Below are 11,837 nucleotides of genomic sequence, written 5' to 3'. Positions count from 1 at the left end.
CCGGGGAACTCCTTGGGGAGCTCACCGCGGTTGGTGTTGCTGGCGCTCTGGAACTCGCTGTAGACCTTGCGGTTGTGCGCCTCGTCGCTGTTGTAGCCGTTGACGGCGTCCTCGGCGTCGGTGTCCCACGGCGTCACGTCGTCCCAGAAACCCGTGTCGGGCTTGCTGGACGGCATGTTCTTGAGCTGCGCCTTGTTGTAGTTGAACTGGTAGACCTGGTTGGACAGCGAGGAGTCGGCCTGCCGCAGCGAGTCCTGCATCTGCATCATGGCCTGGTTGATGGGGTTGCCGGCGGTCTGGGCGGCGTCGGCGCTGGCACCGGTCCACGCCTCGCCGAGGGTCTCGCCGACCCGCTTGAGCCGCGACTCGATGGTCGCGTAGCTGCTCTCCAGCGCGGTCGCCGCATTGGCTCCGGCCTGCGCCGTGCCCGTGCCCGGACCTGTGGTCATCAGCTGGTGGATCTGATACCCCGAAAGGCCATCGGCCCGGGAGTTGTCCTGGGTGAAGCAGCTGGGCGCGGGCTGTGTCATTTCGCACCTGCCTTGATCGTGGTGATGGCCAGGTTGGCGAACTCGGTGACCGCGCCACACGGGTCCGCGAACTTGGAGCTGCCTGTGATGGCCTGGATGGTGAAGAGGATCGCCTTGTCCGCGGTGGCGCCGACGACGATCTCGCAGTTGCCCTTCGACCGCTCGTCGTTGGCGAGCGTGAGGACCGCCGGATAGCCCTGGACGTCAGCCATGGGCTCGAACACGGCGTAGGTCCCGTTGTCCTTGTTCTTGTAGACCGAGTCGAGGTTCGTGCCCTCGGGCAGGATCGTCAGCGCGGGAGCGACCTTGGCGGGCGTACTGGCGCCCAGCCAGATGCAGGACGGTCCGGGAGAACTGGTGTTCACCTTGCCCGCGACACCCGGCATTCCAAACGACTCGACCTGCGCGGGCGTGACCGTGCTGCACGGGGCGGACTCGAAAGCGCTCAGCGTGAGCGGGTTCTTGACCTCAGGCGCTCCACCGGCGGCGCTGGACGTCGTCGGCTGCGTGGCGTTCGTCGGCGTGCCCGCAGTTCCGCCGCCGGTGCCGCACCCCGCCAGCAGTGCGACTGCGGCGGCGCTGACGACGATGTTTCGGATGCGCAACAGCTCAGTCCTTCGGCTTGAGGTTGGCCTGGTTGCCCTGCTCGGTCTGCTCGTACTGCTGCAAGGTGGCCTTCAAGTTGTCGATGCGGGTGTTCAGCGCGTCTTGGAGCTGCTGGTTCGACTGCTGGTGCATCTGGCCGGCGTTGACCGCCCAGGTCGCGTAGACCTGGCTCGGCGTGTCGAGGCCGGCCCCCTTGACCCGGATCAGCGCCTCACCGGTGTGCTTCGCGGTCATCAGCTCGTCGCGGATCGACTCGTACTCCTTGATCGCGGCGCGCAGTGTCTCCAGATCGACCTTGGTCCCGCTCATCCCCAGTGTCCTCCTTGCAGAATCGTGCGTCCAGCAGCATAGCGCCAGGCCACAGGCCTCGTCCCGGTTTCAAAGCACGATCGGGTGAACAGCACGAAGTGCGACCTGCTTCGTTCTTCGGCGCCTTTTCGTCAGCGCCGCAATGCTCTTCACCGCCTGCTCACCACGACCGACCACCTACGTCGAGGTTGGACGGCGACCGGGCCGCACCCGTTCCCGACGCCCGGAGAATCGACTGTGCGAGCGGCAGTTCAGGGTGAGTGCTTCATTACCGGCGCGACGCGACGAATGAGGTCCGCTGCCGAATAACGTCGTCGGCACAAGGCGGCTGGAATGCACAAAAATCTTTACTTTCACCGGCGGGAGAGACGGAACCGGCCCGGCCGCGCGGGTGCGCGACCGGGCCGGTCGGAAACGAGATCAGCTCACTCGGCCTGCGGCGCCTGCGCCTGAGCCTCGGCCTGCTGGGCCTGAGCCTCGGCCTGCTGCGCCGGCAGCCGGCCCTCCGCCATCCGCTTGAGCAAGTCCCGACGCAGCCACAGCAGGTACGCCCACACCAGCCCGAAGATCACGCCGATCACGCCCATCGCGGGCAGCAGCAGCCACGTCGCGATCAGCAGCACGTGCAGGGCGACGACGGCGGTGATGGCCCACGGGCGGCGGACGAACGCGCACATCGCGATGAACACCGCGATGAAGGCGAACGCGATCCAGCCCACCAGGGACGTGACGCCGCCGTGCAGCTTGGCGATCACCGGCAGGGCCAGGGCCATGACGATGACCTCGAGGATCAGCGTGCCGGCCATGATGCCCCGGAACGCCTTCATCGGGTCCTTCTTCAACGGCGCCGGGGTGGTCATGCCGGCTCCTTCCCGAACAGCGCGCGGGCCTCGCCCGCGGTGACGACGGAGCCGGTGACGATGACGCCGCCGCCGGACTGCTCGTCCTCGGTCAGGTGGATGGCTTCCTCGATCGCGTCCACGAGGCGCGGGCGCACCTCGAAGCGGTCCTCGCCGAAGATCGGGACGGCGATGCCCGCCAGGACGTCCGGGTCCATGGCCCGCGGGGACGAGTTGGTGGTGAGCACCAGCTCCTGCACCACGGGCTCCAGGGCGGAGAGGATGCCCTCGGCGTCCTTGTCGGACATGACGGCCACGACCGCGACGAGCTTGCGGAAGCCGAACTCCGACTCCAGCGCGCGGGCCAGTGCCGCGGCGCCGTGCGGGTTGTGGGCCGCGTCGACGAACACGTTGGGCGCGGAGCGGACGCGCTCCAGCCGGCCCGGGTTGATGACCGAGGCGAAACCCTCGCGGACGACGTCGATGTTGATCTGGCGGTCGGGGCCCGCACCGAAGAACGCCTCGACCGCGGCCAGCGCCAGTGCGGCGTTGGCCGCCTGGTGCTCTCCGTGCAGCGGCAGGAAGATGTCCTCGTAGACGCCGCTGAGGCCCTGCAGCGTGATCATCTGGCCGCCCACCGCGACCGCGCGGGAGACGACGCCGAACTCGCTGCCGAACCGCGCCACCGTCGCGTCGACCTCGGCGACGCGTTCCAAGACGACCCTCATGACCTCGGGCGTCTGCTCGCCGATGATCGCGACCGAGCCCGGCTTGATGATGCCGGCCTTCTCCACCGCGATGTCCTCGGGACGGTTGCCCAGGTACTCGGTGTGGTCGAGGCCGATCGGCGTCAGCACGGCGATCTTCGCGTCCGCGACGGACGTCGCGTCCCACGTGCCGCCCATGCCGACCTCGACGACGGCGACGTCGGCCGGCGCCTCCGCGAAGGCCGCGTAGGCCATGCCGGTGAGCACCTCGAACTTGCTCATCCGGATCTCGGACTGGCTGTCGACCATCGCGACGTACGGCTCGATGTCGCGGTAGACCTCGACGTAGCGCTCCGGGCTGATCGGGGAGTTGTCGAGGCTGATCCGCTCGGTCGCGAGCTGCAGGTGCGGGCTCGTGTAGCGGCCGGTGCGCAGACCGATGCGCGTGAACAGCGCATCGGTCATGCGCGACGTCGACGTCTTGCCGTTCGTGCCCGTCAGCTGCACGACCGGGTACGACGTCTGCGGGTCGCCCAGCACGTGGGCGAGCGCCTTGATCCGTTCCAGCGACGGCTCGAGCTTGGTCTCGGGCCACCGCTGGTTGAGCTCGTTCTCGACGTCGAGGAACTCGTCGAGGTTGGTGTCCATCACTTCTCCGGCAGCGCGGCCAGGCGCTCGTTGATGCGGGCGATCTCGGACTCGGCGGTGGCCTTGCGCTCCTCGATCTTGGCCTTGACGTCGGCGGGCGCCTTGGCGAGGAACGCCTCGTTGCCCAGCTTCTTGGTCGTGCCGTCGAGCTCCTTCTGCGCGACGGCGAGGTCCTTGGCGAGGCGCTTGCGCTCGGCGGCGACGTCGATCGCGCCGGACAGGTCGAGCTCGACCTTGACCGCGCCCTTGGGCAGGCCGACCTCCAGCGTCGCCGAGACGGTGAACTCGTCACCGGGCTCGGTCAGCTTCGTCATCGCGCGCACCGACGGGACCTGGTCGAGCAGGCCGACGCAGCACGCGCCGCGGACCTTGCCCGCGACCTTCTGGCCGGGCTTGAGACCCTGCTCCGACCGGAACCGGCGGATCTCGGTCGCGAGCTTCTTCAGGCCCTCGACCTCGGCTTTGGCGTCGGCGTCGCGCTCGCCACCGGACGGCTTCGGCCACGAAGCGACGACCAGCGACTCACCGCCGGTCAGCGACGTCCACAGCGTCTCGGTGATGAACGGGACCGCCGGGTGCAGCAGGCGCAGCAGGACGTCGAGGACGTGGCCCAGGACGGACTGCGTGGCCTCGGCGCGGCCGTCCGCGATCTGGACCTTCGCGATCTCCAGGTACCAGTCGCAGAACTCGTCCCACGTGAAGCTGTAGAGCGCCTCGCAGGCACGGGAGAACTGGAACGCCTCGAAGTTGGAGTCCACAGTGGACACCAGCGCGTCGAGCTCGTCGAGGATCCAGCGGTCGGCGGCGGTCAGCTCGTCGCGCGAAGGCAGCGGACGCGCGACCGTCGCGCCGTTGGCGAGCGCGAACCTGGTGGCGTTCCACAGCTTCGTGGTGAAGTTGCGCGACCCGGCCGCCCACTCCTCGGCGACGGCCATGTCCGAACCGGGGTTCGTGCCGCGCAGCAGCGTGAACCGGGTGGCGTCCGCGCCGTAGCGCTCCATCCAGTCCAGCGGGTCGATGCCGTTGCCCTTGGACTTCGACATCTTCTTGCCGTACTGGTCGCGGATCAGGCCGTGCAGGAAGACGTGGTCGAACGGCTGGACCTCGTCCATCGCGTACAGGCCGAACATCATCATCCGGACGACCCAGAAGAACAGGATGTCGTAGCCGGTCGAGAGAACGGACGTCGGGTAGAACTTGCGAAGGTCCTCGGTCGAGTCCGGCCAGCCCAGCGTCGAGAATGGCCACAGGCCCGACGAGAACCACGTGTCGAGGACGTCCTCGTCCTGGCGCCAGCCGTCACCGGTGGGCACCTCGTCGTCCGGTCCGACGCAGACGACCTCGCCGTTCGGGCCGTAGTAGACCGGGATCCGGTGGCCCCACCACAGCTGGCGCGAGATGCACCAGTCGTGCAGGTTGTCGGTCCAGTCGAAGTAGCGCTTGTTCAGCTCGGCCGGGTGGATCTTCGTGCGGCCGTCGCGGACGGCGGCGGACGCGGCGGCGGCGATCGTCTCGACCTTGACCCACCACTGCAGCGACAGGCGCGGCTCGACGACCGTGTTGCACCGCGAGCAGTGCCCGACGGAGTGGACGTACGGCCGCTTCTCCGCGACGATCCGGCCCTCGGCGCGCAGCGCGGCGACGATCGCCGGACGGGCCTCGAACCTGTCCATGCCCTCGAACGGGCCGTGCGCGGTGATGGTCGCGCGGCCGTCCATGACGGTGAGGTTCGGCAGACCGTGGCGCTGGCCGATCTCGAAGTCGTTCGGGTCGTGCGCGGGGGTGACCTTGACCGCGCCCGTGCCGAACTTCGGGTCGACGTGGGCGTCGGCGACGATCGGGATCCGGCGGCCGGTCAGCGGCAGCTCGACCTCGGTGCCGATGAGGTGCCGGTAGCGCTCGTCGTCCGGGTGGACGGCGACCGCGGTGTCGCCCAGCATCGTCTCGGCGCGCGTGGTCGCGACGACGATCGAGGCGTCCCCGTCGCCGTAGCGGATCGAGACGAGCTCGCCCTCGTCGTCGCTGTGGTCGACCTCGATGTCCGACAGCGCGGTCTGGCAGCGCGGGCACCAGTTGATGATGCGCTCGGCCTGGTAGATCAGGCCGTCGTCGTACATCTTCTTGAAGATCGTCTGGACGGCGCGCGAGAGCCCCTCGTCCATGGTGAAGCGCTCGCGCGACCAGTCGATGCCGTCGCCGAGCCGCTTCATCTGGTCGAGGATCTTGCCGCCGTACTCCTCTTTCCACTCCCAGACGCGCTCGACGAACTTCTCGCGCCCGAGGTCCTGCCGCGACATCCCCTGCTTCGCGAGGTCGCGCTCGACGGCGTTCTGCGTCGCGATGCCGGCGTGGTCCATGCCCGGCAGCCACAGGACCTCGTAGCCCTGCATGCGGCGGCGGCGCGACAGCGCGTCCATGACGCTGTGGTTCATGGCGTGGCCCATGTGCAGCGAGCCGGTGACGTTCGGCGGGGGCAGCACGATCGTGAACGGCGGCTTGTCGCTCTTGACGTCCGCCTCGAAGTACCGCCGGTCGACCCACCGCTGGTACAGCTCCGCCTCTACCTCCGCCGGAGTCCACGCGGCGGGGAGGTCGGGACGCTGGGTTGCGGTGTCGAGTTCAGTCACAGCTGTCAAGTCTACGGAGGCGTGGCTATCGACTTACACCGAGATACCTGCTAACGCGTCGATCAACGCCTACGATCCCCGCCTCGTGAGTCTTTACGGGGGCCTTGAGGATCATCCGGACCTGAACGACGCCGCGTGGGGCGATCGGGTCGAGCGCGAGTTCCGCCGCGAGAAGCGGGGCAAGCGGGGTCTCGTCACGGCGCTGGTGGCGGCGGTCGCGGTGACCGCTCTCGTCGCCGGCGGCCTGCTGCTGGGCGGGGTGGCGGAAGGACCGCCGCAGCCGGCAGCCGCCGTGGACTTCGACCGGCCGTTCGCGGGCACCGAGTTCGAGACCTGGGCGGACGGCGAGCAGGGCGTGGTCTCGGCACCCGAGCACGAGCAGGTGCGCAGGGCCGTCGTCGCCGCGCGGCTGGACCGCGCGGTGCTGCTGGACCACGACGCGACCGCGTTCCTCTCCCTGGTTCCCGCGGAGGCACGGGAAGCGTGGACGCCGATCCTGCCGACGCTGGTGACCCGGCTCAAAGAGGGCACCGCGCTACTGCCCGGCGGCATCAAGGTCAGGGGCGCCATCGCACTCGCCGTCGACGACGAGGGCACCGAGGTCATCCGCAGCGACTACGTCATCGCCTACGCCTTCGCACCCGCGGACAGGGCCGCCGTGCGCGGCCACGAGGACTTCGTCGTCCGGCTGCACGCCGTCGCCGACTACCGGCTGGTCCCGCAGGGCCTGCAGATCAGGGGCACGCAGCTCCGCATCGACGACGCGGCGTGCTCCACCAGGTCCGACGGCTACCTCGCACCGCGGCTCGGCGAGGGCCCGACCTGCGGCACGAGTGCCTGACCGGGTGTCCCCGACCACTCGTTCAGGGGTGCCGCGTCGTCGTGACACCGATCACAATTGACCGTCACGGACCGATCAAACCCCTTGGGGCCCGTGACGGGCGGTGCCGCCGCGTTCTTCGGGGGCGCTGGCGGCGCCGACGTCGATCGGCGTTGAATGGAGGCATGAGCAGCAAGCCTCCGCAGCACGACGTCGACGAGTCCGCGCTCGAAGTCAGCACGCCCAAGACGTGGGCAGCGGGAATCCCCGGTGTGCTCGTCTCGCTCGACCGCGCGGTCGAGCAGATGGGCGTCGGGCGCACCGTGAAGACGTTGCGGCTGCTCAACCAGCGCGAAGGGTTCGACTGCCCCGGCTGCGCCTGGCCGGAGCCGCAGGGCCACCGCAAGATGGCGGAGTTCTGCGAGAACGGCGCCAAGGCCGTCGCCGAGGAGGCGACGAAGCGGCGGATCGGGCCCGAGTTCTTCGCCTCGAACTCCATCGAGAGCCTGCGCACGAGGACCGACTACTGGCTCGGCCAGCAGGGCAGGATCACAGAACCGATGGTGCTGCGGCCCGGTGCGACGCATTACACACCGATCGCCTGGGACGAGGCGTTCACGCTCATCGCCGACGAGCTGACGGCACTGCCGTCGCCGGACGAGGCGATCTTCTACACCTCCGGCCGCACCAGCAACGAGGCCGCGTTCCTCTACCAGCTGCTGGTCCGCTCGTTCGGCACGAACAACCTGCCGGACTGCTCCAACATGTGCCACGAGTCGTCCGGTTCCGCGCTCACCGAGACCATCGGCATCGGCAAGGGATCGGTGTCCATCAAGGACTTCGACCTCGCCGACCTGATCGTCGTCGTCGGCCAGAACCCCGGCACGAACCACCCTCGCATGCTCAGCGCGCTGGAGGAGGCCAAGAAGAACGGCGCGAAGATCATCGCCGTGAACCCGCTGCCGGAGGCGGGCCTGATGCGGTTCAAGAACCCGCAGAACGTCGCGGGCGTCGTCGGCCGCGGCACGGCGCTGTCCGACGAGTTCGTGCAGATCAAGGTCGGCGGCGACCAGGCGCTGTTCCAGGCCGTCGGCCACCTGCTGCTGCAGTGGGACAAGCTCGACAAGACCTTCATCGGCGCGAAGACGCACGGCTTCGAGGCCTACGCCGAGAGCCTGCGCGAGCTCGACTGGGACCGCGTGCTCACCGCGACCGGCCTGACCCGCGAGCAGATCACCAAGGTCGCCGGCATGTTCGTCGACTCGCAGCGCACGATCGTCTGCTGGGCCATGGGCCTGACGCAGCACAAGCACAGCGTCCCGACGATCCGCGAGATCGCGAACGTCATGTTCCTGCGCGGCATGATCGGCAAGCCGGGCGCGGGCCTGTGCCCGGTGCGCGGCCACTCGAACGTCCAGGGCGACCGGACGATGGGCATCTACGAGAAGATGCCGGAGCTGTTCATGAAGGCGCTGGAGACCGAGTTCGGCATCTCCGTGCCGCGCAAGCACGGCTTCGACACCGTCGACGCGATCAACGCCATGCGCCACGGCCGCGGCAAGGTGTTCATCGCGATGGGCGGCAACTTCGTCAGCGCCACCCCGGACACCCCGGTGACCGAGAAGGCGCTGGAGCAGTGCTCGCTGACCGTGCACGTGTCGACGAAGCTCAACCGCTCGCACGTCGTCCACGGCCGCACGGCGCTCATCCTGCCCGCGCTGGGCCGCACGGAGAGCGACGTCCAGCACTCGGGCGAGCAGTTCGTCACGGTCGAGGACTCCATGTCCGTGGTGCACCGCTCGCGCGGCCGCCTCGCGCCGGCGTCCGAGCAGCTGCTGTCCGAGGTCTCGATCGTCTGCCGGCTGGCCCGCAAGGTGCTCGGCCCCTCCCACCCCGTCGCGTGGGAGGAGTTCGAGAAGGACTACGACGTCATCCGCGAGCACATCGCGCGCGTCGTGCCGGGCTGCACCGACTACAACACGCGCGTGCGCCAGCCGGACGGCTTCGTCCTGCCGCACCCGCCGCGCGACTCGCAGGAGTTCGCGACGACCACGGGCAAGGCGAACTTCACGGCGAACGACCTGACGGTCATCGACGTGCCCGAGGGCCGGCTGCTGATGCAGACCCTGCGCAGCCACGACCAGTACAACACCACGATCTACGGCCTGGACGACCGCTATCGCGGCGTGAAGGACGGTCGGCGCGTGGTGTTCGTGAACCCCGACGACGTGAAGGCGCTCGGGTTCGCCGACGGTCAGATGGTGAACATCGTCTCGGAGTGGAAGGACGACCCGACGGGCGTCGTCGAACGGCGTGCGGACGCGTTCCGGATCGTCTCCTACCCGACCGCGCGCGGGTGCGTGGCGACGTACTTCCCGGAGGCGAACCCGTTGGTGCCGCTGGACTCCAAGGCAGACATCTCGGGGACGCCGACGTCCAAGTCGGTCATCGTGCGGCTGGAGCCCGTGGCCTGATCAGGCGTGCCGGACCCGGACGGACAGCCGTAACCGGCGCCGTTCGGGTTCGGCCTTGACCTCCTCCTCGACCTTCTTCACGAGCCGGCGCGCGGCGGCGTCGGCCTCGAACTCCTGCTGACGGAACTTCGCGATAGCAAACGCGTCGTGGTGCGACAACATGGCGGTTCTCCTCACGGGGGTTGTTATTCGGGCGCGACCGTCACGGCCAGGAAGTACCTGACCGCCCGCGCGCCTTCCGGCCGCAGCGACTCGTCGAGCCGGCGGTCGTCGTACTTCTCCAGCAGCGCCTGCAGTTCCGCCTGGTACTCGGCGGCTTCCTCGACGGTGAGGAACTTGACGGTGCCCTGGGTGCCGACGGCCTTGCGCCACTCCTCCGGCAGGTGCTCGTGGCGGCGGAGGCGTTCGCGCGTGCGCTCGAACTCCTGGTCCAGGTAGGCCATCGCGGCCGCCTCGGCCGCCAGCGCGGCCTCGCCCTCGAGCCCCTCGGTCGAGATGGCCTGGCGTCCGCGCACGATCCGCCAGGGCTTCTGCCGGCCCGGCCCCTCGACCTCTTCGACGAAGCCGTACTTGGCCAGCATGTTCAGGTGGTACGAGCAGCTCGCGACGCTCTCCCCGAGCTTCTCCGAGCACTGCGTGGCGGTGTGCGGGCCCTGCTCGGTGAGCACCTGGAGCAGCTTCCACCGGAACGGGTGCGACAGCGCCCGGAGCGCTTTGGGGTCGGTGATCGGAGCGTCGGTCATGACATCACCGTACGCGTAGCAAGAACCCTTTAGCAAGAACCCTTGATATATAAATCCTTAGGTGCGGCTCACCAGTCCGGCGAGTTGCGCGCCACAGCCGTGACCAGCGGCAACGACTCGATGATCGGCACCCGCAGCAGCTCGGCGGCCTCGTCCGGGTCGCGCACCGGCTCGACCAGTTCGCGCAGCAGGGCACCCACCACGTCGTCGGCGGTCTGGTCGATCTCGTGCGCCAGGTCGCGCAGCTGGGCGGCTGCCTCGTTCAGCACGCGCGGGCGCTGCGGTTCCTCCAGCATCAGCGCGGCCAGCCTCAGCACGCGGCGGCACACCCTCAGCCGGAGACTGCGGCTCGCCGACTCGGCGCCGCCCGCGAGACCCAGCCGGCCTCGGGTGCGTTCGATCCACGGCTCGACCGTCTCCTTGCGCCAGATCGGGCCCGAGGCGAGCTCGGCGTCCGGCTCGGGGATGCCGTGCGAACGCCGCTTGCGCCACACCGTCACGAGCTGGCGGCTGAGGCCCATGGCGTCAGCGATCTCGGCGATTCCGTAGAAGTCCCCCACGACGACAACTGTAAACAGAGATGACGACGAATGTCATCCAGCATGTCGCCGATTCCGGGACATCAGAGTCGTTCGAGCACCGCCCGCGCCGCGTTGTGGCCGCCGATGCCGCTCACCCCGCCGCCACGCCGGGAGCCCGCGCCGCAGAGGAACACGTTGTCCACACCGGTCTCCACGCCCCACCTGCCGACCTCGTCGTCGCTCTCGGCGAACGGCCAGTCGAGCTCCCCGTGGAAGATGTTGCCGCCCGGCAGGCCGAGCTCCGCCTCCAGGTCCAGCGGCGTGCGGGCCTCGACGCACGGCTTCCCGTCGGCGTCCACGGCCAGGCAGTCCCGGATCGGCTCGGCGAGGTGCGCGTCGAGCTGGTCGAGGTAGCGGCCCACGAGCTCGTCGCGCAGCTCGTCGTTGCGCCCCTGGAACAGCGACGCGGGCAGGTGCAGGCCGAACAACGTCAGCGTCTCGTGCCCCGCGAGACCGGGCCCGAGGATCGACGGGTCGGTCAGCGAGTGGCAGTACATCTCGCCGGGCAGCACCGACGGCACCTGGCCGGCGGCGCTCTCCAGGTACGCGGTCTCCAGCTGGTCGTAGGACTCGTCGAGGTGGAACGTGCCCGCGAACGCGAGCCGCGGGTCCACGCCGGACCTCAGCGCGGGCAGCCGGCGCAGCAGCATGTTGATCTTCAACTGGCAGCCGGGCGCGTCCAGGACCTCGTTGCCCTGCAACCGTCCCAGCACCGAGGGCGCCACGTTGGACAGCACGAACCGCGCCTCGACCGTCGTGGAGCCGTACGTGACGGACGCGGTCCTGCCGTCCGACGAGACCGACGTCACCTCGGCGTCGCACACGATCCGCGCGCCGGCCTCGCGCGCGGCCAGTTCCAGCTCGGCCGTGACCGCGCCCATGCCGCCGACGGGCACCCTCCACTCACCGGTCCCGTTGCCGATCACGTGGTAGAGGAAGCACTTGTTGGCCGC

The 11,837-nt window shown here is 69.2% G+C and carries 12 protein-coding genes; 2 read left to right on the top strand and 10 right to left on the bottom strand.

What is annotated here, in order from left to right; genetic code table 11:
• From VF330_RS36785 to VF330_RS36760, 6 genes are all read right to left on the bottom strand, one after another.
• Positions 1-449, bottom strand: a 449-nt coding sequence (locus VF330_RS36785; protein ID WP_330856357.1) for a hypothetical protein, incomplete at its 3' end; no start/stop codon positions are given.
• 77 nt (positions 450-526) lie between these two features.
• Positions 527-1,135 (bottom strand): DUF3558 domain-containing protein, encoded by a 609-nt coding sequence (locus tag VF330_RS36780; RefSeq protein WP_330856356.1) that lies wholly within the window; start codon positions 1,133-1,135, stop codon positions 527-529.
• Between the two features lie 4 nt (positions 1,136-1,139).
• Positions 1,140-1,445: a PE domain-containing protein gene (locus tag VF330_RS36775; protein WP_330856355.1), complete on the bottom strand. Its 306-nt coding sequence runs from the start codon at positions 1,443-1,445 to the stop codon at positions 1,140-1,142.
• A gap of 425 nt (positions 1,446-1,870) precedes the next feature.
• Complete coding sequence (locus tag VF330_RS36770) at positions 1,871-2,305, bottom strand: DUF4233 domain-containing protein (RefSeq protein WP_330856354.1); 435 nt, start codon at positions 2,303-2,305, stop codon at positions 1,871-1,873.
• Positions 2,302-3,639 (bottom strand): bifunctional tetrahydrofolate synthase/dihydrofolate synthase, encoded by a 1,338-nt coding sequence (gene folC, locus VF330_RS36765; RefSeq protein ID WP_330856353.1) that lies wholly within the window; start codon positions 3,637-3,639, stop codon positions 2,302-2,304. Before folC ends, VF330_RS36770 begins: the two co-directional genes overlap by 4 nt.
• Positions 3,639-6,266, bottom strand: a complete 2,628-nt coding sequence (locus VF330_RS36760; protein ID WP_330856352.1) for a valine--tRNA ligase — start codon at positions 6,264-6,266, stop codon at positions 3,639-3,641. Before VF330_RS36760 ends, folC begins: the two co-directional genes overlap by 1 nt.
• An 85-nt stretch (positions 6,267-6,351) precedes the next feature.
• On the opposite strand from VF330_RS36760, the gene VF330_RS36755 reads away from it, so the two are divergent.
• Both VF330_RS36755 and VF330_RS36750 read left to right on the top strand, forming a co-directional pair.
• Positions 6,352-7,107, top strand: coding sequence for a hypothetical protein (locus VF330_RS36755; protein ID WP_330856351.1), 756 nt, complete (start codon positions 6,352-6,354; stop codon positions 7,105-7,107).
• Between the two features lie 164 nt (positions 7,108-7,271).
• Positions 7,272-9,560, top strand: coding sequence for an FdhF/YdeP family oxidoreductase (locus VF330_RS36750; protein WP_330856350.1), 2,289 nt, complete (start codon positions 7,272-7,274; stop codon positions 9,558-9,560).
• Here VF330_RS36750 and VF330_RS36745 read toward each other — a convergent pair whose 3' ends face one another.
• The 4 genes from VF330_RS36745 to VF330_RS36730 form a co-directional block, all read right to left on the bottom strand.
• A complete protein-coding gene (locus VF330_RS36745) occupies positions 9,561-9,722 on the bottom strand; it encodes a hypothetical protein (protein WP_330856349.1) in 162 nt (53 codons plus the stop codon).
• Between the two features lie 23 nt (positions 9,723-9,745).
• Positions 9,746-10,303: a helix-turn-helix domain-containing protein gene (locus tag VF330_RS36740; protein ID WP_330856348.1), complete on the bottom strand. Its 558-nt coding sequence runs from the start codon at positions 10,301-10,303 to the stop codon at positions 9,746-9,748.
• 68 nt (positions 10,304-10,371) lie between these two features.
• A complete protein-coding gene (locus VF330_RS36735) occupies positions 10,372-10,863 on the bottom strand; it encodes a hypothetical protein (RefSeq protein ID WP_330856347.1) in 492 nt (163 codons plus the stop codon).
• A gap of 62 nt (positions 10,864-10,925) precedes the next feature.
• The coding region (locus VF330_RS36730) for a phytoene desaturase family protein (RefSeq protein WP_414675537.1) at positions 10,926-11,837 on the bottom strand (912 nt) is incomplete at its 5' end.

This window comes from Lentzea sp. (assembly GCF_036380075.1).
Taxonomy (GTDB): Bacteria; Actinomycetota; Actinomycetes; order Mycobacteriales; family Pseudonocardiaceae; genus Lentzea.
The sequence above is the reverse complement of the archived record's forward strand: the minus strand, read 5'-3'. Positions and strand labels throughout refer to the sequence as shown.